The organism is Streptomyces sp. TBY4, from assembly GCF_024213195.1.
Classification (GTDB): domain Bacteria; phylum Actinomycetota; class Actinomycetes; order Streptomycetales; family Streptomycetaceae; genus Streptomyces.
In genome coordinates, this window is sequence record NZ_JANAVF010000013.1 from 102,603 (window position 1) to 128,939 (window position 26,337).

20 protein-coding genes are annotated in these 26,337 nt (G+C 72.0%); 16 read left to right on the forward strand and 4 right to left on the reverse strand.

The features are described 5' to 3' along the window. Nucleotides 1-31: 31 nt before the first annotated feature. From NLX94_RS27380 to NLX94_RS27390, 3 genes are all read left to right on the forward strand, one after another. Complete coding sequence (locus tag NLX94_RS27380; protein WP_030227372.1) at nt 32-247, forward strand: hypothetical protein; 216 nt, start codon at nt 32-34, stop codon at nt 245-247. Between the two features lie 185 nt (nt 248-432). Continuing rightward, entirely contained in the window at nt 433-4,176 is a 3,744-nt protein-coding gene (locus NLX94_RS27385; RefSeq protein ID WP_254385760.1) for a chromosome segregation SMC family protein, read from the forward strand. Between the two features lie 133 nt (nt 4,177-4,309). After that, nucleotides 4,310-5,743, forward strand: coding sequence for a sugar porter family MFS transporter (locus NLX94_RS27390; protein WP_254385761.1), 1,434 nt, complete (start codon nt 4,310-4,312; stop codon nt 5,741-5,743). A gap of 14 nt (nt 5,744-5,757) precedes the next feature. Here the strand turns inward: NLX94_RS27390 and NLX94_RS27395 are convergent, their stop codons facing one another. Together NLX94_RS27395 and NLX94_RS27400 are read right to left on the reverse strand one after the other, a co-directional pair. Beyond that, nucleotides 5,758-6,744: an LLM class flavin-dependent oxidoreductase gene (locus NLX94_RS27395; RefSeq protein WP_254385762.1), complete on the reverse strand. Its 987-nt coding sequence runs from the start codon at nt 6,742-6,744 to the stop codon at nt 5,758-5,760. 64 nt (nt 6,745-6,808) lie between these two features. After that, complete coding sequence (locus tag NLX94_RS27400; protein WP_254385763.1) at nt 6,809-8,254, reverse strand: cytosine permease; 1,446 nt, start codon at nt 8,252-8,254, stop codon at nt 6,809-6,811. 146 nt (nt 8,255-8,400) lie between these two features. Here NLX94_RS27400 and ftsY point away from each other — a divergent pair, with 146 nt between their 5' ends. Then, on the forward strand, nt 8,401-9,621 hold the full coding sequence (gene ftsY / locus NLX94_RS27405; RefSeq protein ID WP_254385764.1) for a signal recognition particle-docking protein FtsY: 1,221 nt from the start codon (nt 8,401-8,403) through the stop codon (nt 9,619-9,621). A 77-nt stretch (nt 9,622-9,698) separates the two neighbouring features. Here ftsY and NLX94_RS27410 read toward each other — a convergent pair whose 3' ends face one another. Further along, a complete protein-coding gene (locus tag NLX94_RS27410) occupies nt 9,699-10,370 on the reverse strand; it encodes a bifunctional DNA primase/polymerase (RefSeq protein WP_254385765.1) in 672 nt (223 codons plus the stop codon). A gap of 480 nt (nt 10,371-10,850) precedes the next feature. Here NLX94_RS27410 and NLX94_RS27415 point away from each other — a divergent pair, with 480 nt between their 5' ends. From NLX94_RS27415 to ftsH, 6 genes are all read left to right on the forward strand, one after another. Continuing rightward, the gene (locus tag NLX94_RS27415; RefSeq protein WP_254385858.1) at nt 10,851-12,323 is read left to right on the forward strand and encodes a hypothetical protein; all 1,473 of its coding nucleotides are present in this window, start codon (nt 10,851-10,853) and stop codon (nt 12,321-12,323) included. A 337-nt stretch (nt 12,324-12,660) separates the two neighbouring features. Further along, nucleotides 12,661-14,007, forward strand: a complete 1,347-nt coding sequence (locus tag NLX94_RS27420; RefSeq protein WP_254385766.1) for an ammonium transporter — start codon at nt 12,661-12,663, stop codon at nt 14,005-14,007. Next, nucleotides 14,004-14,342, forward strand: coding sequence for a P-II family nitrogen regulator (locus tag NLX94_RS27425; RefSeq protein WP_112451060.1), 339 nt, complete (start codon nt 14,004-14,006; stop codon nt 14,340-14,342). The genes NLX94_RS27420 and NLX94_RS27425 overlap by 4 nt, the downstream gene beginning before the upstream one ends. Before the next feature lie 17 nt (nt 14,343-14,359). Beyond that, nucleotides 14,360-16,786, forward strand: a complete 2,427-nt coding sequence (locus tag NLX94_RS27430) for a [protein-PII] uridylyltransferase (protein ID WP_254385767.1) — start codon at nt 14,360-14,362, stop codon at nt 16,784-16,786. Nucleotides 16,787-17,064: 278 nt separating this feature from the next. Next, entirely contained in the window at nt 17,065-18,639 is a 1,575-nt protein-coding gene (gene ffh / locus NLX94_RS27435) for a signal recognition particle protein (protein WP_254385768.1), read from the forward strand. Nucleotides 18,640-18,874: 235 nt separating this feature from the next. Further along, the gene (gene ftsH / locus NLX94_RS27440; protein ID WP_254385859.1) at nt 18,875-20,719 is read left to right on the forward strand and encodes an ATP-dependent zinc metalloprotease FtsH; all 1,845 of its coding nucleotides are present in this window, start codon (nt 18,875-18,877) and stop codon (nt 20,717-20,719) included. 58 nt (nt 20,720-20,777) lie between these two features. Here ftsH and NLX94_RS27445 read toward each other — a convergent pair whose 3' ends face one another. Beyond that, nucleotides 20,778-21,452 (reverse strand): methyltransferase type 11, encoded by a 675-nt coding sequence (locus tag NLX94_RS27445; RefSeq protein ID WP_254385769.1) that lies wholly within the window; start codon nt 21,450-21,452, stop codon nt 20,778-20,780. A 142-nt stretch (nt 21,453-21,594) separates the two neighbouring features. Between NLX94_RS27445 and proS the strand changes: the two genes are divergently transcribed. The 6 genes from proS (at nt 21,595) to trmD (ending at nt 26,239) form a co-directional block, all read left to right on the forward strand. Then, complete coding sequence (proS, locus tag NLX94_RS27450) at nt 21,595-23,007, forward strand: proline--tRNA ligase (RefSeq protein WP_254385770.1); 1,413 nt, start codon at nt 21,595-21,597, stop codon at nt 23,005-23,007. Between the two features lie 233 nt (nt 23,008-23,240). Next, nucleotides 23,241-23,837 (forward strand): hypothetical protein, encoded by a 597-nt coding sequence (locus NLX94_RS27455; protein WP_254385771.1) that lies wholly within the window; start codon nt 23,241-23,243, stop codon nt 23,835-23,837. 191 nt (nt 23,838-24,028) lie between these two features. Then, nucleotides 24,029-24,472, forward strand: a complete 444-nt coding sequence (rpsP, locus tag NLX94_RS27460) for a 30S ribosomal protein S16 (protein WP_243337676.1) — start codon at nt 24,029-24,031, stop codon at nt 24,470-24,472. A 2-nt stretch (nt 24,473-24,474) separates the two neighbouring features. Continuing rightward, the gene (locus tag NLX94_RS27465) at nt 24,475-24,714 is read left to right on the forward strand and encodes an RNA-binding protein (RefSeq protein WP_030011889.1); all 240 of its coding nucleotides are present in this window, start codon (nt 24,475-24,477) and stop codon (nt 24,712-24,714) included. Between the two features lie 80 nt (nt 24,715-24,794). Continuing rightward, nucleotides 24,795-25,418, forward strand: a complete 624-nt coding sequence (gene rimM / locus NLX94_RS27470; protein WP_254385772.1) for a ribosome maturation factor RimM — start codon at nt 24,795-24,797, stop codon at nt 25,416-25,418. Next, nucleotides 25,418-26,239: a tRNA (guanosine(37)-N1)-methyltransferase TrmD gene (gene trmD / locus NLX94_RS27475; RefSeq protein ID WP_254385773.1), complete on the forward strand. Its 822-nt coding sequence runs from the start codon at nt 25,418-25,420 to the stop codon at nt 26,237-26,239. The genes rimM and trmD overlap by 1 nt, the downstream gene beginning before the upstream one ends. The last annotated feature ends 98 nt before the right edge of the window (nt 26,240-26,337 follow it).

The window sequence follows — 26,337 nt, forward strand, 5'->3', positions numbered from 1 at the left end:
GTCGGTCACTCAGTGTGGAGGACCATCCATCATGGCAAAGGCGCTTCTCGGTTACGTCGGCGGTTCCGACCCGCGACTCCTCGCCGAGATGCGACGGCTTCAGCAGCGCGTCCAGGACCTCGAGTCCGAGCTCGGACGAATCCAGTCCGAGAACGACGCTCTGAACGCGGCCGCCGCACAGCACGGAGACTCGCTGCTTGACAGCATCGACCTCGACGTACCCCAGGCGGAGCCTGCGCTCACCTGATCCGCGCTCCCTCGTCGCTCGATCAATAGATCAACAGAACCGCATGATCTGCAAGGGACGCTTCGGCGTCCCTTCTTTCTTTCCTCCGGGCGGCGTTGCGCCAGGTGGGGGGCCATTCCTTTAACGTCTGATGTGCCCTGCACCTTCATGGGCGAAACCGAACGTGAAAGGTAGAGTCCGGCGGCGTGCACCTCAAGTCCCTGACCCTGCGTGGCTTCAAATCCTTCGCCTCCGCAACCACCCTGCGCTTCGAGCCGGGCATCACCTGTGTCGTGGGCCCCAACGGTTCCGGCAAGTCCAATGTGGTGGACGCGCTCTCCTGGGTCATGGGCGAACAAGGGGCCAAGTCCCTGCGCGGCGGGAAGATGGAGGACGTCATCTTCGCCGGCACGACCGGCCGTCCGCCCCTCGGCCGCGCCGAGGTCTCGCTCACCATCGACAACTCCGACGGCGCGCTGCCCATCGAGTACGCCGAGGTCACCATCACGCGGATCATGTTCCGCGGCGGCAGCAGCGAGTACCAGATCAACGGCGACACCTGCCGCCTCCTCGACATCCAGGAACTGCTCTCCGACTCCGGCATCGGCCGCGAGATGCACGTCATCGTCGGTCAGGGCCAGCTGGACTCCGTACTGCACGCCGACCCGATGGGCCGCCGCGCCTTCATCGAGGAGGCGGCCGGGGTGCTCAAGCACCGCAAGCGCAAGGAGAAGGCGCTGCGGAAGCTGGACGCGATGCAGGCCAATCTCGCGCGCGTGCAGGACCTGGGCAACGAGCTGCAGCGGCAGCTGAAGCCCCTGGGGCGGCAGGCGGCGGTGGCCCGGCGGGCGGCCGTGATCCAGGCCGACCTGCGGGACGCCCGGCTGCGGCTGCTCGCCGACGACCTCGTCACGCTCAAGGGCGCGCTCGACGCGGAGCTCGCGGACGAGGCGGCGCTGAAGGAGCGCAAGGAGGCGGCCGAGGCGCAGCTCGCGGCGGCCGTGCGGCGGGAATCCGAGCTGGAGGAGGCCGTACGGGAACTCGCGCCGCGGCTCCAGCGGGCCCAGCAGACCTGGTACGAGCTGTCGCAGCTCGCCGAGCGGGTGCGCGGGACCGTGTCGCTGGCGGACGCCCGGGTCACCTCGGCCTCGGCGCCGGCCGAGGACGAGCGGCGGGGCCGGGATCCGGAGGAGATGGAGAAGGAGGCCGCGCGGATCCGCGAGCAGGAGGCGGAGCTGACGGCCGCGCTGGAGGCGGCCGCGCGGGCGCTGGAGGACACCGTCGCCCACCGGGCCGAGCTGGAGCGCGCGCTCGCCGACGAGGAACGGCGGCTACGGGACGTGGCGCGGGCCATCGCCGACCGGCGCGAGGCGCTGGCGCGGCTGACCGGCCGGCTCGGCGCGGCCCGCTCCCGGGCGGGCGCCGCCCAGGCGGAGATCGACCGGCTGGTGCTGGCGAGCGACGGGGCGCGGGCGCGGGCGGAGGCGGCGCGCGAGGAGTACGAGGCGCTGGCGGAGGAGGTCGGGGAGGAGTCCCCGGCCCCGGGCGCCGAGTCCGACTCCGAGTCCGGGGCGGGGGAGTACGAGGAGGCTCGGGCCGAGCTGGCGGCGGCGGAGGCCGGACTCGGGGAGACCCGGGAGGCGTTGGCTGCGGTCGAGCGGTCGCGGGCGGCGGTGTCGGCGCGCCGGGACGCCCTGGCGATGGGGCTGCGCCGCAAGGACGGTACGGCGGAACTGCTCGCTGCGCGGCTGGAAGGGCTGCTGGGGCCGGCGGCGCAGCGGCTGTCCGTGACCCCGGGGTGCGAGGTCGCGGTGGCGGCGGCGCTGGGTGCGGTGGCGGACGCGGTGGCCGTCACTTCGGCGGCTGCGGCCGCCGGGGCGATCCGGTATCTGCGGGAGGGGGATGCGGGGAGGGCCACGTTCCTGATCGCTCCGGGGGTGTCCGGGGTGCCGGGCCAGGCCCAGGCCCAGGATCGGGACCCGGTTTCCGGGGCCGGTTCGGTCGGCGGGGCCGGGGCGGGAGCAGTTCTGCCCCACCCCGCCCCTTCCCGAAACCGGGGCTCCGCCCCGGACCCCGCGCCTCAAACGCCGGCGGGGCTGGATATGTCCCGGACGCCGGTGGGGGTGGAGGTGACCTCGGCGGTGGCCGTGGAAGGTGCCGGGGGTGTGGTGGCCGCTGCCTCGGTGGTGGCGGGGGATGCCGAGGTCGTGCGGGCCGTGGCGTGGGTGTTGCGGGACTTCGTGGTGGTTCCCGGGCTTGATGAGGCCGAGGTGGTGGTTGCGGCGCGGCCCGAGCTGGTGGCCGTGACCGTCGAGGGCGATGTGCTCGGGGCGCACCTTGCGCACGGCGGGTCGGCCGGGGTGCCGAGTCTGATCGAGGTGCGGGCGGCCGTGGACGAGGCCGGGGCGGAGCTGGCCCGGCTCGACGACCGGTGCGGGGTGCTGGCGGGGGAGAAGGAGGCCGCGCAGGCGCGCCGGGTGGCGGCCGGGGCCCGGGTCGAGGAGCTCGCGGAGCTCCGGCGGGCCGCCGAGCGGGCCCGGGCCGGGGCCGCGCAGCAGCTCGGGCGGCTCGCCGGGCAGGCGAAGGGGGCGCTGGGCGAAGCCGAGCGGGCCGCCGCGGCCGCAGCCACGGCGCGGGATGCGCTGGAGCAGGCGCTGGCCGACGTAGAGGAGTGTGCGGAACGGCTCGCCGTCGCCGAGGAGATGCCTGCGGAGGAGGAGCCGGACACCTCGCGGCGGGACCGGCTCGCGGCCGACGGGGCGAACGCGCGGCAGACCGAGATGGAGGCCCGGCTCCAGCTGCGGACCCACGAGGAGCGGGTGAAGGGGCTCGCCGGCCGGGCCGATTCCCTCGACCGCGGGGCCAGGGCCGAGCGGGAGGCCCGCGCCCGGGCCGAGCGCCGTCGGGAACGGCTGCGCCACGAGGCCGGGGTGGCCGCGGCCGTGGCCGGCGGAGCCCGCCAGCTGCTGGCGCACATCGAGGTGTCGCTGACCCGCGCGGTGGGGGAGCGGACGTCCGCCGAGTACGCGAAGGGAGTGCGGGAGCGCGAGCTCGACGAGGCCCGGGGTCTGGGCCGCGGCCTGAAGGGCGAGCTCGACAAGCTCACGGACTCGGTGCACCGCGGAGAGGTGCTCGGCGCCGAGAAGCGGCTGCGGATCGAGCAGGTGGAGAGCCGCGCGCTGGAGGAGTTCGGGATGGCGGCCGAGGGCCTCGTCGCCGAGTACGGGCCCGACCAGCCGGTGCCGCCGAGCCCGTCCGCGGACGGGGAGGTCCCCGGTCCGGACGCCGGGCCGGAGCCCTTCGTACGGGCCCGGCAGGAGAAGCGGCTGAAGGCGGCCGAGCGGGCCTACCAGCAGCTCGGCAAGATCAATCCGCTGGCGCTGGAGGAGTTCGCGGCGCTGGAGGAGCGGCACAAGTTCCTCAGCGAGCAGCTGGAGGACCTGCGGAAGACCAGGGCCGACCTGCTCCAGGTGGTGAAGGAGGTCGACGAGCGGGTCGAGCAGGTCTTCACGGAGGCCTACCGGGACACGGCCCGCCAGTTCGAGGGGGTGTTCTCGCGGCTGTTCCCCGGCGGCGAGGGCCGGCTGATCCTGACCGATCCGGACAACATGCTCACCACGGGCATCGACGTCGAGGCCCGGCCGCCGGGCAAGAAGGTCAAGCGGCTGTCGCTGCTCTCGGGCGGCGAGCGCTCGCTGACGGCCGTGGCGCTGCTGGTCTCCATCTTCAAGGCGCGGCCCAGCCCGTTCTACGTGATGGACGAGGTCGAGGCCGCGCTCGACGACACCAACCTGCAGCGGCTGATCCGGATCATGGAGGAGCTGCAGGAGAGCTCGCAGCTGATCGTGATCACGCACCAGAAGCGGACCATGGAGGTCGCCGACGCGCTCTACGGCGTCTCGATGCAGGGCGACGGCGTGTCGAAGGTGATCAGCCAGCGGCTGCGCTGACCGCGCCGGACGCGGTGCAGGGACCGGCGTCCCCCGATCGGCCCATCCGGGTGGTGACCGGGGCCGCTCCGTGGGCCACTGGGAGGGACCACACCCACAGCCCGTCACCGCAGCCGGCACGCAGGAGCGCACCTTGAGCAGCAGCACGACGCGGCCCCCCGCCCCGGGCGCCGGCCCGGCATCGCAGCCCGACCACCTCGGGCACGTCATCTTCATCACCGCGGCCGCCGCCATGGGCGGATTCCTCTTCGGCTACGACAGCTCGGTCATCAACGGGGCCGTCGTCGCGATCCGGGACCGCTTCGACGTCGGGCCCGCCACCCTCGCCCAGGTGATCGCCGCCGCGCTGATCGGCTGCGCCTTCGGTGCCGCCACGGCCGGCCGGATCGCCGACCGGATCGGCCGCATCCGCTGCATGCAGATCGCCGCCGTCCTCTTCACGGCCAGCGCCATCGGCTCGGCCCTGCCCTTCGCGCTCTGGGACCTGGCGGTGTGGCGGGTCATCGGCGGCTTCGGCATCGGCATGGCCTCGGTCATCGGCCCGGCCTACATCGCCGAGGTCTCCCCGCCCGCCTACCGCGGCCGGCTCGCCTCCTTCCAGCAGGCCGCGATCGTCATCGGCATCGCCGTCTCCCAGCTCGTCAACTGGGGGATCCTCAACCTCGCGGGCGGCGACCAGCGCGGCAGGATCGGCGGCCTGGAGGCCTGGCAGTGGATGCTCGGCGTCATGGTGGTCCCGGCCGTGCTCTACGGGCTGATGTCCTTCGTGATCCCGGAATCCCCGCGCTTCCTGATCTCGGTGGGCCGCAACGCCGAGGCCCGGAAGGTGCTCGCCGAGGTCGAGGGGTCGGGAGTCGACCTCGACGGGCGGGTCGCGGACATCGAGCACGCCATGCGCTCCGAGCACAAGTCCACCTTCAAGGACCTGCTGGGCGGGCGGGCCGGCTTCCTGCCCATCGTCTGGATCGGCATCGGCCTGTCGGTCTTCCAGCAGCTCGTCGGCATCAACGTGATCTTCTACTACAGCTCCTCGCTGTGGCAGTCGGTCGGCATCGACCCGAGCGCCTCGTTCCTGTACTCCTTCGAGACCTCGGTCGTGAACATCGTCGGCACGGTGATCGCGATGATCTTCGTGGACCGGATCGGCCGCAAGCCGCTCGCCCTCATCGGCTCCGTCGGCATGGCGATCTCGCTGGGCCTGGCCGCCTGGGCCTTCTCGTACAAGTCCGGTGCGGGGGACGACATCGCGCTGCCGCACGCCCAGGGCATCGTGGCCCTGGTCGCGGCGAACTTCTTCGTCCTCTTCTTCGCGCTCTCCTGGGGCGTGGTCGTCTGGGTGCTGCTCGGGGAGATGTTCCCCGGCCGGATCCGGGCCGCCGCGCTCGGCGTGGCCGCGGCCGCCCAGTGGATCGCCAACTGGGTCATCACGGTGTCGTTCCCGACCCTGTCGGACTGGAACCTGTCCGGCGCCTACGTCATCTACACGGTCTTCGCCGTGCTCTCGATCCCCTTCATCCTCAAGTGGGTGCCGGAGACCAAGGGCAAGGCGCTGGAGGAGATGGGCTGACCGGTCGCCCCGGCTCAGTCCTTGAGCCGGGGCAGCACCTGTTCGCACAGCAGCTGCAGGCTCCGCCACCCCTCGTCCACGGGCATCCCGCCGCACAGCGGGTGCAGCACCAGGTTCCCCGCCTCGCCGGCGCCGCGGGCGTACGCGACCGCCTCGTCCGGGGTGAGGATGCGGTACACGCCCTCGGCGCGCAGCTCCGCCACGGTGTGCGCGCCCGACCGGACGGCGCTGCGGATGTCCTTGGACTGCCAGGAGGCGTACATCCCGGCCTCGTGGAGGAACCGCTCGCCGTACTGGTCCCAGGCCCGGTCCGGGTCCTCGGCGATGTGCAGCAGCGGGGTCTCGGCCGCCGGCATCATGCAGAAGCCCTCCGTGCCGTACTCCGCGAGCTTCGCGTTGTAGTACGCCTCCAGCTCGGGCAGATGCGCGCTCGGGAAGAAGGGCAGCCCCAGGCGGGCCGCCCGGCGGGCCGCCGCCTCGGAACTGCCGCCGACCAGGAGCAGCGGGTGCGGCTGGGTGAACGGCCGCGGGGTGACCCGTACGGTACGGCCGCGGAACTCGAACGGCTCGCCGGTCCAGGCCTTCAGCAGGGTCTCCAGCAGCTCGTCCTGGAGCTTGCCGCGCCGGCCCCACTCCACGCCGTGCTGCTCGTACTCCTCGGGCCGGTAGCCGATGCCCGCCACCGTGACGAGCCGGCCGCCGCTGAGCAGGTCCAGTACGGCGATGTCCTCGGCCACCTTCAGCGGGTCGTACAGCGGGCCGATGATCGCCGAGACGGTGACGGCGATCCGGCGGGTGGCGCCGAAGACCGCGCCCGCGAAGGCGAAGGGGGAGGGCAGCCAGTTGTTCTCGGTGCCGTGGTGCTCCTCGGTCTGGATGGTGTCGATCCCGCGGTCGTCCGCGTACTTCGCCATCTCCAGCGCGGCCTTGTAGCGGGCGGAGAGGGTTTCCGGGGTGCCGTGCGGGTCGATGAGGTTGAACCGGGCCACGGTGATGGGCATGGAGAAGTCCCCCTTCGCCGGAGGGTGGGTGGGCGGGCGAAGGGGGACGTTAGCTGACGTGGCGTCAGTTGGACAGGGATCCTGCGGGGACCCGCTCGTCGGCCGGGGCCTGCGGGCCCACCGGAGCGGCCGCCGGCGTGCGCGGCAGGACCGCGTACAGGACGGCCGAGATGACGATGCCCGCCGCCCAGCCCAGGCCGTTCTGCCCGATCCAGGTGGTGGCCAGCGGGCCGCTGAACCAGTCGACCTTCGTGAACAGCAGGCCCACCACCAGGGCCAGGCCCCAGGCGGTCATGGCCTGCCAGGCGAATCCGCCCCGGTACCAGTAGGCGCTGGTCCGCGTGGTGTCCAGCAGCGCGTCGCCGTCGTAGGAGGTGCGGCGCAGCATGTCCACGCCGAAGACGCCGATCCACGCGGAGAAGGCCACGGCCAGCAGGGTCAGGAAGGAGATGAACGAACCGAAGAAGCTGGTCGCGACCACCATCAGCAGGAAGCCGAAGACCAGGCTGATGACGGCGTTGACGCTGACCGCCGCCGCGCGCGGGACCTTGATGCCGAGGGTCTGGGCGGTGAAGCCGGCCGAGTACATGGACATCGAGTTGATGAGCAGCATGCCGACGAGCGCGATCAGCAGGTACGGGACCGAGATCCACATCGGCAGCAGCTCGCCGATGAAGGAGACCGGGTCCTGCGCGGTGGCGAGGTCGGGGGTGGCGACCGCCATCACCGCGCCCATCAGCACCATCGGGATCACGACGACGGCCGCGCCGCCGATGGTCGCGCCGACCATGCCCTTGGCGGAGGCGGTACGGGGCAGGTAGCGGGTGAAGTCCGGGCCGGACGGGACCCAGCTGATGCCGCCGGCCGCGATGGTGCCGATGCCCGCGATCATCATCGCGGTGGACCCGGCGGGCTTGTCGAAGACGGCGGACCAGTCGGTCTCGGCGATCAGGTAGCCCAGCACGAGCACGCTGAAGGCGCCGAAGAGGTACGTGGACCACTTGGAGCAGACCCGCAGTGCGTTGATGCCGAGACCGGAGACGAGGAAGGTGCACCCGACGAAGAACAGCAGGGTGACGATGATCAGCGCGGTGTTCTTCTTCACGCCGAAGACCAGGTCGAGGACGGTCAGGACGGCGTAGGCGCCGCTGACCGCGTTGATGGTCTCCCAGCCCCAGCGGGCGACCCAGATCAGGGCGCCGGGGAAGAGGTTGCCGCGCTGGCCGAAGACGGCCCGGGAGAGCGCCATGCCGGGGGCGCCGCCGCGCTTGCCCGCGATGGATATGAGTCCGACGATGCCGTAGGAGACCACGGGGGCGGCGATCGCGACGACGAGCACCTGCCAGATGTTCAGCTTGTTGAAGATGACGAGACCGGCACCCATGGTCAGCAGCAGCACGCTGATGTTGGCGGCGACCCAGGTCGGGACGAGCTCGCGGACCCGGCCGCGGCGCTCGGAGTCCGGGACGGGCTCCAGGCCGCGCGACTCTACGGCGGTCTCGGCAGACATAGGTGTACTCCGTGGGGGAGGCGGGGCGTGGGAGGTTGCTCATCATCGTAGATTTGCCGCAAAAAGTACAAACAGAGGCTTACGTCCTGGTATGAACCTCCAGGTTCCCCGGCTCGGGGTGCGCGTGGCCGATACTGGGGAGCGTTATGGAAATCCTGATCCTTGCCGTAGTCATCGCCCTGGTCGCGGTCGGTGCGATCAGCGGGCTCGTGGTCAGCAGCCGCAAGAAGAAGCAGCTGCCCCCCACGGCCCCGCCCAGCACGCCGACCATCACTGCCCCGCCCGCCGAACCGCAGGTGGGGGAGGACGCCGCACCGACGGCGGAAGAGCCGCGCCGCACGATCGAAGAGGTCGTGCTGCCCGAGGCCGAGGCCCCGGCCCCGGTCGCGGAGCCCGAAGCCCCCGTCGCCGAGGCGCCGGCCGCGCCCGCGATCGAGGTGCCCGAGCCCACCGCCGGCCGCCTGGTCCGGCTGCGCGCCCGCCTCGCCCGGTCCCAGAACACGCTCGGCAAGGGGCTGCTCACGCTGCTCTCCCGCGAGCACCTCGACGAGGACACCTGGGAGGAGATCGAGGAGACCCTCCTCATCGCCGACGTCGGTGTCGCGCCGACCCAGGAGCTGGTGGACCGGCTCCGCGAGCGGGTCAAGGTGCTCGGCACCCGCACCCCCGCCGATCTGCGCGCGCTGCTGAAGGAGGAGCTGGTCACGCTCCTCGGCACCGACTTCGACCGCGCGGTGAACACCGAGAGCGGCGAGGACACCCCCGCCGTGATCATGGTCGTCGGCGTGAACGGCACCGGTAAGACCACCACCACCGGCAAGCTCGCCCGCGTGCTCGTCGCCGACGGCCGCAGCGTCGTGCTCGGTGCGGCGGACACCTTCCGCGCCGCCGCCGCCGACCAGCTCCAGACCTGGGGCGACCGGGTCGGGGCGCGCACCGTGCGCGGACCCGAGGGCGGGGACCCGGCCTCGATCGCCTACGACGCGGTCAAGGAGGGCATCGCCGAGGGCGCCGACGTGGTCCTCATCGATACGGCGGGCCGGCTGCACACCAAGACCGGCCTGATGGACGAGCTCGGCAAGGTCAAGCGCGTCGTGGAGAAGCACGGCCCGCTCGACGAGATCCTGCTGGTCCTGGACGCCACCACCGGCCAGAACGGCCTGACCCAGGCCCGCGTCTTCGCCGAGGTCGTGGACATCACCGGCATCGTGCTCACCAAGCTCGACGGCACCGCCAAGGGCGGCATCGTCATCGCCGTCCAGCGCGAGCTCGGCGTCCCGGTCAAGCTCATCGGTCTCGGTGAGGGCGCGGACGACCTGGCGCCCTTCGAGCCGGAGGCCTTCGTCGACGCCCTGATCGGCGACTGAACGCTCCCGACGCTCCTACGCCGGCCAAGTGCCCCCGAGGTCCCCAGGACCCGGGGGCACTGCCGTGTCCGGACGCCCTAGGACCGCCGCAGCCGGTGGCACAGGTAGGCGAGGGTGCCCAGCAGGAGGCGGGCCTGCGGGGGGTCCCCGGCCGAGTCCAGGGCCGGCGGGCGCAGCCAGCTCACCGGGCCGAGGCCCGCGAAGTCCGAGGGCGGGGCGGTGACGTAGGAGCCCTGGCCCAGCGCGCGCAGGTCGAGACCGGCGTCGTCCCAGCCCATCCGGTACAGCAGCTGCGGCAGTCCGGCCGCCGCCCCCGGGGCGACGAAGAACTGGGCCCGGCCGTCCGGGGTCGCGGTCACCGGGCCGAGCGGCAGCCCCATCCGCTCCAGCCGGACCAGCGCCCGCCGCCCGGCCTCCTCGGAGACCTCGATGATGTCGAAGGAGCGGCCGGCGGGGAGCAGCACCGCGGCCCCCGGGTACCCGGTCCAGGTCTCGGTGACCTCGTCGAGGGTGGCGCCGGCCGGGACGGTCGGAGCGAGGGCCAGCGGATGCGCCCCCGGCGCACCACAACTCGTATGACCGCAGGAACAGTCGCGGGCGGGTCCCGCGGCCCGGGCGCCGGGGACCACGTCCCAGCCCCACAGTCCGGTGTACTCCGCCACCGCCGTGCACTCCGACATCCGGCCGCGGCGCCGAGCGCCGGAACGGAACTCCTTGGTGCCGCGGCTGCCGCCGATCGTGAAGCCCATGCCCATGCCCCCTCCAACGGGTCGGACGTGCCGGTGGTTACGACCTCGGCCGGTTGCGTTGGAGGCCCGGACGCCCGGCGCACTCCTCGCCGCGCGCGCCCCGGCGCACTCCTGTCCAACCGATCGGTTCCGCCTACGTGTCAAGTGAATCGCGCCTGGCGGGTGGCGAGTTCATTCGAAGGGGTGGCGAATGGTGGCGTTTCCGGGATCGACCTCGCCGAAGGGGTGATCGTAGGATTACTTTCGGTGCACGAGACGCGAAGAGGCGGCGGGCTCGCGGGTATGCCGGAGGCATGGCGTGAAGGACCTGTGAAGACCGTTTCCCGGCAGGGTTTCGTGCAGAAGAAGCTGACGGATGGGGGCGTTCCAGTGAGCGGCAACGGCGCAAGCGGAACGAGTGCGGAGTCCGACGTGTCGTACGCCGCCGTGCCGGACGGGGACTCCGCGCGGGGTTCCGGACAGGCCCTCGCGGACGCCTCCGTGGATTCCTCCCAGGGCGCCACCGTCCGCAACGAGCAGCTGACGTCGTGGTTCGTCCGCAGCGGCTGGTCCAAGGGGGAGCTCGCCCGCCAGGTCAACCGGCGCGCCCGCCAGATGGGCGCCCACCACATCAGCACCGACACCTCGCGGGTCCGCCGCTGGCTCGACGGCGAACAGCCCCGCGAACCCGTCCCGCGGATCCTTTCCGAGCTCTTCTCCGAACGCTTCGGCTCCGTCGTCGCCATCGAGCACCTCGGCCTGCGCACCGCCCACCAGACCCCCTCCGTCTCCGGCGTCGACCTGCCCTGGGCCGGCCCGCAGACCATCGAGCTGCTCGGCGAGTTCTCCCGCAGCGACCTGATGCTGGCCCGCCGCGGCTTCCTCGGGACCTCGCTCGCCCTGTCCGCCGGCCCCGCCCTCATCGAGCCCATGCAGCGCTGGCTCGTACCGGTTCCGGCCGCCGACCCGGGACCCCGGGAGGCGGGGCCGGCGGGCGCCCTCAGCGGTCACCGGCCGCCCCGGCTCTCCGAACCCGAGGTGGACCTCCTCGAAGCCACCACCGTGATGTTCCGCCAGTGGGACGCCCAGTGCGGCGGCGGACTGCGCCGCAAGGCCGTCGTGGGCCAGCTCCACGAGGTCACCGACCTGCTCCAGGAGAACCACCCGGCCCCGGTCATGAAGCGGCTCTTCAAGGTCGCCGCCGAACTCGCCGAACTCGCCGGCTGGATGAGCTACGACATCGGCCTGCACCCCACCGCGCAGAAGTACTTCGTCCTCGCGCTGCACGCCGCCAAGGAGGGCGGCGACAAGCCGCTCGGCTCGTACATCCTCTCCAGCATGAGCCGCCAGATGATCCACCTGGGCCGCCCCGAGGACGCCCTGGAGCTCATCCACCTGGCCCAGTACGGCAGCCGCGACTGCGCGGGACCCCGCACCCAGGCCATGCTGTATGCGATGGAGGCCCGCGCCTACGCCAACATGGGCCAGCCCAGCCGCTGCAAGCGGGCCGTGCGGATGGCCGAGGACACCTTCTCCGACGTCGGCTTCGACTCCGAGCCCGAGCCCGACTGGATCCGCTTCTTCTCCGAGGCCGAACTCAACGGCGAGAACTCCCACTCCTACCGGGACCTGGCCTACGTGGCGGGCCGCAGCCCCATGTACGCCTCCCTCGCCGAACCGGTCATGCAGCGCGCCGTCTCCCTCTTCGAGAAGGACGACGAGCACCAGCGCTCCTACGCCCTCAACCTCATCGGCATGGCCACCGTCCACCTGCTCCAGCGCGAGCCCGAGCAGGCCACCGTCCTCGTCGGCCGCGCCCTCGACGTGGCGGGAAAGGTGCGGTCCGAACGGGTCAACACCCGGCTGCGCAAGACCGTCGACACCGCCGCGCGTGAGTACGGCGACGTCGCCGACGTCGTGCGGCTCACCGATCAGCTCGCCTCCCGCCTCCCCGAAGCGGCGGAGGCCGTCTGACGGCCACCCGGCCGTCCCCCAGGCCCCCGGCCGCGGCAGTCACCCCGTGAAGCCCGATCAGGCTCCCCCAGCCAGGTTCCCCGGGTCATCGCCGCGGCCGGGCTTTCCCCCGGCACCCGCATGAACCACTCGTTCATGGAGGCGTAACACGCCGGAGCTCTTCGTCATCGACGCGAAACACCCAGCGGCGCCGCCGGAAACCGGCCTGCGCGAATCTCAGGGCCAATAACCGGCCAGCCCCCCGGCCGGCACCCCCTCAGGCCTGATTCACGAACCAGCGCCGCTCAGGTTTTCACGATCGCCCGCACGCGAACGTACCGACGACGAGGAGACGCCGATGGCATCAGCCATCACGACCCTCGCGGCAGACGCCCCCACGCTGTCTTCCGCGAACACCGGGTTCATGCTCATCTGCTCCGCCCTGGTCATGCTGATGACCCCGGGACTCGCCTTCTTCTACGGAGGCATGGTCCGCGTCAAGAGCAGCCTCAACATGCTGATGATGAGCTTCATCAGCCTCGGGATCGTCACGATCCTCTGGGTCCTCTACGGATTCAGCCTCGCCTTCGGCACCGACTCCGGCTCGCTCATCGGCTGGTCCTCCGACTACGTGGGCCTCAGCGGCATCGGCATCACCGAGCTGTGGGACGGCTACACCATCCCCGTCTACGTCTTCGCCGTCTTCCAGCTGATGTTCGCGATCATCACCCCGGCGCTGATAAGCGGTGCGCTCGCCGACCGCGTCAAGTTCAGCGCGTGGGCGCTCTTCATCACCCTCTGGGTCACGATCGTCTACTTCCCCGTCGCCCACTGGGTGTGGGGCGCCGGCGGCTGGCTCTTCGAGCTCGGGGTCATCGACTTCGCCGGCGGCACCGCCGTCCACATCAACGCGGGCGCCGCGGCCCTCGGCGTGATCCTGGTCATCGGCAAGCGCGTGGGCTTCAAGAAGGACCCGATGCGCCCGCACAGCCTCCCCCTCGTGATGCTGGGCGCCGGCCTGCTGTGGTTCGGCTGGTTCGGCTTCAACGCGGGCTCCTGGCTCGGCAACGACGACGGCGTCGGCGCGGTCATGTTCGTCAACACCCAGGTCGCCACCGCCGCCGCCATGCTCGCCTGGCTCGGCTACGAGAAGCTGCGCCACGGCTCCTTCACCACCCTCGGCGCCGCCTCCGGCGCGGTCGCGGGCCTCGTCGCCATCACCCCCTCCGGCGGCGCCGTCTCCCCGCTCGGCGCGATCGCCATCGGCGTCATCGCCGGTGTCGTGTGTGCCATGGCCGTCGGCCTGAAGTACAAGTTCGGCTACGACGACTCCCTCGACGTCATCGGAGTCCACCTCGTCGGCGGTGTCCTCGGCTCCCTCCTCGTCGGCCTCTTCGCCACCGGCGGGGTCCAGTCCGACGTGGCCGGCCTCTTCTACGGCGGCGGTCTGGGGCAGCTCGGCAAGCAGGCGGTCGGAGTCTTCTCCGTCCTGGCCTACTCTCTCGTGGCATCCGCGGTGCTCGCCTTCCTCCTCGACAGGACGATGGGGATGCGGGTCACCGAGGACGACGAGGTCTCCGGCATCGACCAGGTCGAACACGCCGAGACCGCCTACGACTTCAGCGGAGCCGGCGGCGGCTCCTCCTCCCGGAGCACCGCCGTCCCCGCCCCCGTTGCCGCCGCGAGCAAGAAGGTTGACGCATGAAGCTCATCACCGCGATCGTGAAGCCGCACCGGCTGGACGAGATCAAGGAAGCCCTGCACCGCTTCGGAGTCCAGGGACTCACCGTCTCCGAAGCCAGCGGCTACGGCCGCCAGCGCGGCCACACCGAGGTCTACCGGGGCGCCGAGTACACCGTGGACCTCGTCCCGAAGATCCGCATAGAGGTACTCGTCGAGGACGGCGACGCGGAGGACGTGATGCGGATCGTCGTCGACGCAGCCCAGACCGGCAAGATCGGCGACGGCAAGGTGTGGAGCATCCCCGTGGACTCGGTCATCCGGGTCCGCACCGGCGAACGCGGCGCTGACGCGCTTTAGGCGATGGGAATCCCTGGGTGACCAGTGTCGAAGAGACCACGGACGGCAACACCGCCGACCAGGGGCCCAGCGGGTACGCCGCGGCCCGGCTGCGACTCCTCCAGGAGGAGTCGCGGACCGGGCCTTCCCGGCGTTCCGCCCTGGCCTCCCTGACCGACGACTGGCTGAAGGCGCTGTTCGCCGGCGCCGTACGGGAGACGGGCGTGCGGGGCGCCGCGCTCGTCGCCGTCGGCGGCTACGGCCGCGCCGAACTCTCCCCCCGCAGCGACCTCGACCTGGTCCTGCTCCACGACGGCAAGGCCGAAGCCCGCGCCCTGGCCGCCCTGGCCGACCGGCTCTGGTACCCCGTCTGGGACCTCGGCCTCGCCCTCGACCACTCGGTGCGCACCCCCGGCGAAGCCCGCAAGGCCGCCGCCGAAGACCTCAAGGTGCACCTCGGACTGCTCGACGCCCGGCCCGTCGCGGGCGACGCCGGGCTCCTCGCGGGACTGCGCACCTCCGTCCTGGCGGACTGGCGCAACCACGCCGCCAAACGGCTGCCCCAGCTGCACTCCCTGTGCCGCGAGCGGGCCGAGCGTGCGGGGGAGCTCCGCTTCCTGCTGGAACCCGACCTCAAGGAGGCCCGCGGAGGGCTGCGCGACGTCACCGCGCTGCGGGCCGTCGCCGCGTCCTGGCTGGCCGACGCCCCCCGCGAGGGCCTCGCCGAAGCCCGGCGCCGGCTGCTCGACGCCCGGGACGCGCTGCACCTGGTGACCGGCCGCGCCACCGAACGGCTCTCCCTCCAGGAACAGGGCCCGGTCGCGGCGCAGCTCGGTCTGCTCGACGCCGACGCCCTGCTCCGGGAGGTGTACGAGGCCGCGCGGGTGGTCTCGTACGCCGGTGACGTGACCTGGCGCGAGGTCGGGCGCGTGCTCCGGGCCCGGTCCGCCCGCCCCCGGCTCCGCGGGCTGCTCGGCACCCGCAGCTCCGTACCGGAGCGGGCGCCGCTCGCCGAAGGCGTCGTCGAGTCCGACGGCGAGGCCGTACTGGCCCTGGCCGCGCGGCCCGACCGGGACCCGGTGCTGCCCCTGCGCTTCGGCGCTGCCGCCGCCCAGGCGGGACTGCCCGTCTCGCTGCACGCCGTACGCAGGCTCGCGGCGCAGGCGAAGCCGCTGCCGGTGCCCTGGCCGGCCGAGGCCCGGGAGCAGCTGCTGACCCTGCTGGGCGCGGGGGAGCCGACGGTGGCCGTGTGGGAGGCCCTGGAGGCCGAGGGGATCATCACGAAGCTGCTGCCCGACTGGGAGCGGGTGCGCTGCCGGCCGCAGCGCAACCCCGTGCACACCTGGACCGTGGACCGCCACCTCGTCGAGACGGCCGTACGGGCCTCCGAGCTGACCCGCCGGGTGGGCCGCCCCGACCTCCTCCTGATGGCCGCGCTGCTGCACGACATCGGCAAGGGCTGGCCCGGAGACCACTCGGTGGCCGGCGAGACGATCGCCCGCGACATGGCGCTGCGGGTGGGGTTCGATACGGAGGACGTCGCCGTACTGGGCGTGCTCGTACGCCACCACCTGCTCCTGATCGACACCGCCACGCGGCGGGACCTGGACGACCCGGCGACGGTCAGGGCCGTCGCGGAGGCGGTCGGCTCGCCCGGCAGGCTGGAGATCCTGCACGCCCTGACGGAGGCCGACGCGCTGGCCACCGGCCCGGCGGCGTGGAGCGCGTGGCGCGGCTCGCTCGTGGCCGACCTGGTCGCACGGGTCGCCGCCGTGCTGCGCGGGGCGCCCCCGGCGGTGACGGAGCTGGAGATCCCGACCACGGAGCAGGAGCGCCTGGCGGTGGAGGCGCTGCGCACCGGGGAACCCGTACTGGCCCTGCACGCCCGCCAGGAGGAGGACGCGGTCGGGGTGGAACTGGTCGTGGCCGTCCCCGACCAGCCGGGGGTGCTGCCCGCGGTGGCCGGCGTACTGGCCCTGCACCGGCTCACCGTACGGGCGGCCGACCTGCGCTCGATGGAGCTCCCGGATCAGCTGGGCGAGGTACTGGTCCTGCGCTGGCGGGTGGCCGCGGAGTACGGCTCCCTGCCGGAGGCCGCGCGGCTGCGCACCGATCTGGTGCGGGCCCTGGACGGCTCGCTGGACGTCCCGGCGAAGCTGGCGGACCGCGAGGCGGCGTACCCGCGGCGGCGCGGGGTGGTCCCTCCGCCGCCCCGGGTCACGGTGGTCCCCGAGGTCTCCTCCCTGGCCACGGTCCTGGAGGTGCGGGCGCCCGACGCGGTCGGGCTGCTGCACCGGATCGGACGCGCGCTGGAGTCCTCCGGGGTGCGGGTCCGCAGCGCGCACGTCTCGACGCTCGGCGCCAATGCGGTGGACACCTTGTACGTGACCACGGCGGACGGCAAGCCGCTGGACCCGGCGGACGCGGTCGCCCTGGCGGGCTCGGTCCAGACGGCCCTGGCGTAGCGGGGGCGGCCCTGCGGGGCTGTCCCCTACCCGCCCTTCGCCCGTTCCCCGGGCGCTGCCCGGACCCGTACGTGCGCTCCGCGCCCGTGAGGCGCGGGGTCCGGGGCGGAGCCCCGGGGAACGGTGGAAGGGCGGGTAGGGGACTCCGCCCCGCGCAGCGGCTCCCGCTCCGGCCGGGCTCCCGGAGGGGGAAAGCCGCCCGCAGGGCCGGAGGGGTGGCGCGGCCCGATACCCTGGGGGACGACCACACGCCCCCGACCCGAGGAATCGCGACCACCGTGTTCGATACGCTTTCCGACCGCCTCAGCGCGACCTTCAAGTCCCTCCGGGGCAAAGGCCGCCTCTCCGAGCAGGACATCGATGCTGCGGCGCGGGAAATCCGTATCGCCCTCCTCGAGGCCGACGTCGCACTTCCCGTCGTCCGCTCCTTCATCGCGAACGTCAAGGAGCGCGCCCGCGGCGAAGAGGTCTCCAAGGCCCTGAACCCGGGCCAGCAGGTCCTCAAGATCGTCAACGACGAGCTGGTCTCCATCCTCGGCGGCGAGACCCGGCGGCTGCGCTTCGCCAAGACCGCGCCCACGGTGATCATGCTCGCCGGCCTCCAGGGTGCCGGTAAGACCACCCTCGCCGGAAAGCTCGGCCTGTGGCTGAAGGGGCAGGGCCACGCCCCGCTCCTCGTCGCCTGCGACCTCCAGCGCCCCAACGCCGTCAACCAGCTCTCGGTCGTGGCCGAGCGCGCGGGCGTGGCCGTCTATGCCCCCGCTCCGGGCAACGGCGTCGGTGACCCGGTCCAGGTCGCCAAGGACTCCATCGAGTACGCGCGGACCAAGCAGTACGACATCGTGATCGTCGACACCGCCGGCCGCCTCGGCATCGACCAGGAGCTGATGCAGCAGGCCGCGGACATCCGCGACGCCGTCAGCCCGGACGAGATCCTCTTCGTCGTCGACGCCATGATCGGCCAGGACGCGGTCAACACCGCCGAGGCCTTCCGCGACGGCGTCGGCTTCGACGGCGTCGTGCTCTCCAAGCTCGACGGCGACGCCCGCGGTGGTGCCGCGCTGTCCATCGCGCACGTCACCGGCAAGCAGATCATGTTCGCCTCGAACGGCGAGAAGCTCGACGAGTTCGACGCGTTCCACCCGGACCGCATGGCGGGCCGGATCCTCGACATGGGTGACATGCTCACCCTGATCGAGCAGGCCGAGAAGACCTTCTCGCAGGCCGAGGCCGAGAAGATGGCGGCCAAGCTGCAGAAGGGGCCCAAGGAGTTCACGCTCGACGACTTCCTGGCCCAGATGGAGCAGGTCCGCAAGATGGGCTCCATCTCCAAGCTGCTCGGCATGCTCCCGGGCATGGGGCAGATCAAGGACCAGATCAACAACATCGACGAGCGCGACGTGGACCGCACCGCCGCGATCATCAAGTCGATGACCCCGGCCGAGCGCCAGGACCCGCACCTCATCAACGGCTCGCGCCGCGCCCGCATCGCCAAGGGCTCCGGCACCGAGGTCAGCGCCGTCAAGTCGCTGGTCGAGCGGTTCTTCGAGGCCCGCAAGATGATGTCCCGCATGGCCCAGGGCGGCGGCATGCCGGGCATGCCCGGCATCCCCGGGATGGGCGGCGGCCCCGGCCGGCAGAAGAAGCAGGTCAAGCAGGCCAAGGGCAAGCGCAAGAGCGGCAACCCGATGAAGCGCAAGGAAGAAGAGGCCGCGGCCGCCGCGCGCCGCGAGGCCGGCCCGCAGGCGATCGAGCCCGCCGCCGGGGGCAACCCGTTCGGCCTTCCGGCCGGGGGTGCCCAGCCGGGTCAGGACTTCGACCTGCCGGACGAGTTCAAGAAGTTCATGAAGTAGAAGTTCGTGAAGTAGCAGTACGGAGCCACGCGAGCCCCGACCGGACCACTCCGGCCGGGGCTTCGCCGTGTGGCCCGCCGCCAGGGGCGATGGTCTGGTTTGTCGCTTATGGTCGGCCGGGAGGACGGCAGAAGGAGGCCACGTGCCCAGCCCCACCCCCGTACCGCCCCGCGACCGGGCCGATACGCCCTGGCGCTCCGAAGGCGCACCCCCCGCCCCGCCGCCGAAGAAGCGGATGCCGGGCGGCTGGCGCGGCCTGATCCTCACCGCCCTGATCGTCTACCTGATCACCAACCTGGTGCTCTCCTTCTTCAACGAGGGCGAAGAGCCGACCATCTCGTACACCGAGTTCAGCAAGCAGGTCGCGAACGGCAACGTCTCGAAGATCTACTCCAAGGGCGACGCCATCCAGGGCCAGCTGAAGGCCAAGCAGCCCATGCCGGACGGGGGCAAGGGCGACTACACCAAGTTCGTCTCCCAGCGGCCCGCCTTCGCCGACGACGACCTGTGGGCCGACCTCACCAAGCAGAACGTCGTCGTCACCGCCTCCCCGGTCGTCGTACAGCGCAGCTTCCTGGCCAATCTGCTGATCTCCCTGGCCCCGATGCTGCTGCTGGTCCTCCTGTGGGTGGTCATCGCCCGCCGGATGGGATCGGCGATGGGCGGGGGCATGGGCGGACTCGGGCGCAAGACGCCGCCCAAGCCGGTCGAGCTGGAGGGCGCCAAGCGCACGACCTTCGAGGACGTGGCCGGCATCGACGAGGTCGAGGGCGAGCTCAACGACGTCGTGGACTTCCTCAAGAACCCGGACGAGTACCGGAAGATGGGCGCCCGGATGCCCGGCGGCGTGCTCCTCGCGGGCCCGCCCGGCACCGGAAAGACCCTGCTGGCCCGCGCGGTGGCCGGCGAGGCCGGGGTGCCCTTCTTCTCCGCCTCCGCCTCCGAGTTCATCGAGATGATCGTCGGTGTCGGCGCCTCCCGGGTGCGCGAGCTCTTCTCCGAGGCCCGCAAGGTGGCCCCCGCCATCATCTTCATCGACGAGATCGACACCATCGGGCGGGCCCGCGGCGGCGGCGCGGCCATGGGCGGACACGACGAGCGCGAGCAGACCCTGAACCAGATCCTCACCGAGATGGACGGCTTCTCCGGCTCCGAGGGCGTGGTCGTCCTCGCCGCGACCAACCGGGCCGACGTCCTGGACCCGGCGCTGACCCGGCCGGGCCGCTTCGACCGCACCGTCATGGTCTCCCCGCCCGACCGGGCCGGCCGGGAAGCCATCCTGCGCATCCACACCCGGGACATCCCGCTGGCCGCCGGGGTCGACCTCGCGCAGATGGCCCGTACGACCCCGGGCATGACGGGAGCCGAACTGGCCAACCTCGCCAACGAGGCCGCCCTGCTGGCCGTGAAGCGCCAGCAGAAGGAGGTCACCCAGTCGGACCTCTCCGACGCGCTGGAGAAGGTCCAGCTCGGCGCGGAACGGCCGCTGGTCATGCCGGACGAGGAGCGCCGCCGCACCGCGTACCACGAGAGCGGACACGCCCTGCTGGGCATGCTCCAGCCCGGCGCCGACCCGGTCCGCAAGATCACCATCGTCCCGCGCGGGCGGGCGCTCGGCGTCACCCTCTCCACCCCGGAGGCGGACCGGTACGCCTACACCGAGGAGTACCTGCGCGGCCGCATCATCGGGGCGCTCGGCGGCATGGCCGCCGAGCAGGTGGTCTACGAGGTCATCACCACCGGCGCGGAGAACGACCTCGAACAGGTCACCAACATCGCCCGCGGCATGGTCGGCCGCTGGGGCATGAGCGAGCGCATCGGCCGCCTCACCGCCATCCCCTCGGACGGACAGAGCCCCTACGGGCTCTCCGCGGCCCCCGCCACCCTCGACGCGGTGGACCATGAGATGCGCCGCATCGTCGACGAGTGCTACGAGGCGGCCTGCCGCCTGCTGCGCGAGAACCGCGACAAGCTGGACGCCCTCGCGGACGCCCTGATGGCGAGCGAAACTCTGGACGAAGCGGCCGCGTACGCCGCCGCGGGCATCCCCCGCCTCCACAAGGGAGCGCCGCACGGGTGACCGCCGTGCGGGGCCGGTCCGCGGCCCCGCACGGCGGCGGTCGTGCCGGGCGCGCCTGTTAGGCCGTCCGGGCGATGACGTACCGGAAGATGTTCGGCAGCCAGACGGCCCCGTCGGCCCGCTCGTACGGGTGAAGCGCCTCCGCCAGCTCCTTCTCCACCTGCACCGGGTCCGAGCACTCGTACAGCCCGGTCGACAGCAGCCCGCGCACCGCGCTGTCCACGTCGGCGTACCCGAAGGGGCAGAACACCCGCCCCGATCCGTCCGGCGCCAGCCCGGCCGCCGCCGCCATCGCGTCCAGGTCCCGCGCCGCCGGCCCGCCGCCCAGGACGGAGGGCACCGTGCACCGCTCCGCCGGACCCCAGTCCGCCAGCACCACCGCGCCGCCGGGCCGCAGCGCCGGCAGGGCCGCGGCCAGGGCGCCCGGGGCGGGCGAGAAGGCCAGCAGCACGTCGTAGGGAACCGCGGGCGCGGGCGGGGCCGCCAAGACCTCCAGGAGGCGTTCCCTGGCCAGCGTCCGGCGTGCCGGATCCGTCTCCACACCCGTGGCCAGGGCTCCCCGGCCCGAGGCCAGCAGCAGGGCCAGTCCGGCCCCGCAGTCGAGGCCCAGCAGCCGGTCGCCCGGCCCGACCTCCAGCCGGTCGTAGACCGCCTCGTACAGCGGTACCAGCATCCGTTCCTGGATTTCCGCCCAGTCCCGGGCGACAAGCGTCGCCGTCGGCGTCGGTGTCATCGAAAGAGCGCTCCTGATTCCGTGTCGCCCCCTTGCCCCCGTTGCCAGAGAACTCCCGATTCGCCCCCGCGTCCAGAGGAGCGCGCCACCCGATTCGCACCCGATTCACGTTCGGCCCTCCGGGCGCCGTACCATTCGCGCCATGGCAAAGGCACCCGTTCTCACCCCCCAAGCGGAGGATTTCCCCCGCTGGTACCAGGATCTGATCAACAAGGCCGAGCTGGCCGACAACGGTCCGGTACGCGGCACCATGGTCATCCGACCGTACGGCTACGGGCTGTGGGAGCGGATGCAGCAGGAGATGGACGCGCGCATCAAGGACGCGGGCGCCCAGAACGCGTACTTCCCGCTGTTCATCCCGCAGTCGTACCTGACGAAGGAAGCGGAGCACGTCGAGGGCTTCGCCCCCGAGCTCGCGGTCGTCACGCACGGCGGCGGCAAGGAGCTCGAGGAGCCGGTCGTCGTCCGGCCCACCTCCGAGACGATCATCAACGACTACTTCTCCAAGTGGGTCCAGAGCTACCGCGACCTGCCCCTGCTGATCAACCAGTGGGCGAACGTGGTCCGCTGGGAGATGCGCCCGCGCGTGTTCCTCCGTACGAGCGAGTTCCTCTGGCAGGAGGGCCACACGGCCCACGTCTCCTACGAGGACGCCCGCGACTACGCCTCGCGCATCCACACGGACGTCTACGGCGACTTCATGACCAACGTGCTCGGCATCGACGTCGTCCTCGGCCGCAAGACCGCCAAGGAGCGCTTCGCCGGCGCCATCAACACCCTCACCCTCGAGGGCATGATGGGCGACGGCAAGGCCCTGCAGCTCGGCACCAGCCACGAGCTCGGCACCAACTTCGCCAAGGCCTTCAACACGCAGTACCTGTCGAAGGAAGGCAAGCAGGAGCTCGTCTGGCAGACCTCGTGGGGAGTCTCCACCCGCATGGTCGGCGGCCTGATCATGTCGCACGGCGACGACAACGGCCTGCGGGTCCCGCCGCGCCTCGCGCACGTCCAGGTCGTCGTCATGGCGATCAAGGGCGACGAGGCCGTGGCGAAGGTCCGCGAGCTGGGCGCCCAGCTCAAGGCCGCGGGCCTGCGGGTGTTCGTCGACGACCGCGTCGACACCCCCTTCGGCCGCCGCGCCGTGGACTGGGAGCTCAAGGGCGTACCGGTCCGCGTCGAGATCGGCCCCCGCGACCTGGAGGCCGGCACCGCGATGCTGGCCCGCCGCATCCCGGGCGGCAAGGAGGCCGTGCAGATCGCCGACCTCGCCGCCCTGCTGCCCAAGGTCCTGGAGGAGGACCAGGAGCAGCTGCTGCGCGAGTCCCGCGAGCGCCGCATCTCCCGTACGTCCGACGTCTCGACCATCGAGGAGGCCGCCGAGGCCGCCATCGCCGGCGGCTGGGCGCGGATCCCGTGGGCCGACCTCGGCCCCGAGGGCGAGGCGAAGCTCGCCGAGCAGGCCGTCTCCGTACGCTGCCTGATCGCCGAGGACGGGTCGGTGCCGCAGGCGGACGACGCCCCCGGCAACCTCGCGATCGTCGCGCGCTCGTACTAGCCGACCCTCCTGACGGCTCCCACGCCCCGGCGCGCGGCACTCGCCGCGCGCCGGGGCGGTGCCCCGTCGGTGGGGCGGTCCCCGGTCGGTGGGCCGCGTTACGTACCGACTCCTCCGGAGATATGCGCACCCGTCCTCGTCGGGACGCATGAGACTGAACTGACTGGTACGTGCAAAAAATTTGGAATGGCCCGGAATCGGAACACCGGGGCACCCCGGCTCGTTGTCACGACGTGAGCACGACACCACCTGTTCTCGCCGCAGAGCTGGCGCAGGCGTGGGCCGATATTCAGCGGTACCACCCCGAGCTGCCTGACCTTGCCGCGCCCGAGTCCCTGATCGGAGAGTCCTCGTCCGCCTGCGGCGCCGAGCTCTCCTTCGAGCGACTGCTGCACGAGGCAGTCCACGGCATCGCCGCAGCCCGCGGAGTGCGTGACACTTCGCGGGCCGGCCGCTACCACAACCGCAGGTTCCTCGCGATCGCCGAGGAGATGGGGCTGGACCACACCGACGAGCCGCACGCGAGCAGCGGCTTCTCCCTGGTCACGCTCAATCCCGAGGCGAAGAAGCGCTACCGCCCCACCATGGAGCGCCTCCAGCGCGCGCTGAAGGCCCACACGGCCGCCACGGCCGCCGACACCAAGCGGAGCTTCCGCGGTCCGGCCGCCCGGCACGGGTCATCGGGCGGCGGAGTCCGCGTGAAGGCGGTCTGCGACTGCGGGCGCAACGTGCGCGTGGTCCCCTCCGTGCTGGCCCAGGCCCCGATCGTGTGCGGAGGCTGCATGAAGCCCTTCCGCATCCCGGACGTGGCCATCGCGGTGGCCTCCTGACCCGGCGGGCGCGCTCCGCGACCTCCCGGCCGAGCGCGCCGCGGGCGTGTGGCACAATGGACAGCTGTACTCGACAGTCGCATAGGACCCCTCTCTCCTCCGGCTGACGCGTCCATCGGGCACCCGAGTACCGCAACCCCACGTGGCATCTCATGTGCCCAACCACGTCAAGTTCAGGAGACACCACTCCAGTGGCAGTCAAGATCAAGCTCAAGCGCCTCGGCAAGATTCGCCAGCCGCACTACCGCATCGTCGTCGCGGACGCCCGTACCCGTCGGGACGGTCGCGCGATCGAAGAGATCGGTATCTACCACCCGACGTACAACCCGTCGCGCATCGAGGTCAACGCCGAGCGTGCGCAGTACTGGCTGTCGGTCGGCGCCCAGCCCACCGAGGCTGTGCTCGCCATCCTGAAGCTCACCGGTGACTGGCAGGCGCACAAGGGCCTCCCGGCCCCCGCGCCGCTGCTGCAGCCGGCGACGAAGGAGAACAAGCGTCGCTCCTTCGACGAGTTCGCCAAGGCCCTCGAGGGCATCGGCGAGGGCAAGGGCGAAGCCATTACCCAGAAGGCGAAGAAGGCCGACAAGAAGGCGGACGAGGCTGAGGCCGAGACCGCCGAGTCGACCGAGGCCTGAGCATGCTCGAGGAGGCTCTTGAGCACCTCGTGAAGGGCATCGTGGACAACCCCGACGAAGTGCAGGTCGCCTCGCGCAACCTGCGCCGCGGGCAGGTGCTGGAGGTCCGGGTCCACCCCGACGACCTCGGCAAGGTGATCGGCCGCAACGGCCGCACCGCACGTGCCCTGCGTACCGTCGTGGGCGCCATCGGCGGCCGGGGGATCCGCGTCGACCTCGTCGACGTGGACCAGGTCCGCTGAAGAGTTGAATCACCGGCACGGGCCGGGGAGGGCGATTGCGCCCGCCCCGGCCCGTCGTCGTCTGAACAGGAGAAGAGACAGTGGAGCTGGTAGTCGCGCGGATCGGCCGCGCCCACGGGATCAAGGGTGAGGTCACCGTCGAGGTGCGGACCGACGAGCCGGAGCTCCGGCTCTCGCCCGGCGCCGTGCTCCGCACCGAACCGGCATCGACGGGTCCGCTGACCATCGAGGCCGGCCGGGTGCACAGCGGCCGCCTCCTGCTCCGCTTCGCGGGCGTCGGCGACCGCACCGCGGCCGAGGCGCTGCGCAACACCCTGCTGATCGCGGAAGTCGACCCGTCCGAGCTCCCGGAGGAGGAGGACGAGTACTACGACCACCAGCTGATGGACCTGGACGTGGTGCTGGAGGACGGCACCGTGATCGGCCGGATCACCGAGATCTCCCACCTGCCCTCGCAGGACCTCTTCATCGTCGAGCGGCCGGACGGCACCGAGGTGATGGTCCCCTTCGTCGAGGAGATCGTCGCCGAGATCGACCTGGACGAGCAGCGCTGCGTCATCACCCCGCCCCCCGGCCTGCTCGACGAGCGCGACGCGGTCGTCGCCTCGACCCGCGACGAGGAGGGCGAGGACGCCAAGGACTCTGCGGACGCCGAGAACTCCGCGAACACCGAGGCCGCCAAGGACTCCGGGGACGAAGCCTGATGCGTCTCGACGTCGTCACGATCTTCCCCGAGTACCTCGAACCGCTCAACGTCTCCCTGGTCGGCAAGGCGCGCTCGCGCGGCCAGCTCGACGTACACGTCCACGACCTGCGGGACTGGACGTACGACCGGCACAACACGGTGGACGACACCCCGTACGGCGGCGGCCCCGGCATGGTCATGAAGACCGAGCCGTGGGGCGAGGCCCTGGACGCGGCGCTGGCCGACGGCTACGAGGCGGGCGCGCACGGGCCCGTCATCGTCGTCCCCACCCCCAGCGGCCGGCCGTTCACCCAGGAACTGGCCGTCGAGCTCTCCGAACGCCCCTGGCTGATCTTCACCCCGGCCCGGTACGAGGGCATCGACCGCCGGGTCATGGACGAGTACGCCACGCGCCTGCCGGTCTACGAGGTGTCCATCGGCGACTACGTCCTGGCCGGCGGCGAGGCGGCCGTCCTGGTCGTCACCGAGGCCGTGGCCCGGCTGCTGCCGGGGGTGCTCGGCAACGCCGAATCGCACCGCGACGACTCCTTCGCGCCGGGGGACATGGCCAACCTGCTGGAGGGGCCCGTCTACACCAAGCCCCCGGAGTGGCGCGGCCACGGGATCCCGGACGTGCTGGTCAGCGGCCACCACGGCAAGATCGCCCGGTGGCGCCGCGACGAGGCCTTCCGCCGCACGGCCGCCAACCGCCCGGATCTGATCGAGCGCTGCGAGGCCTCCGCCTTCGACAAGAAGGACCGCGAGCTGCTGAGCATCCTCGGCTGGAAGCCGTCCCCCGACGGACGATTTTGGCGCAGGCCGCAGACCGTGGAAGAATAGGCGGCTGCTGTGTGCTCGCGTACGCCCCTGCCACAGGGGGACCGTCGTACGCCGAGTCCCGCGGCAACCGAATTCTCTCCGGAAACCCCGCATCGGCG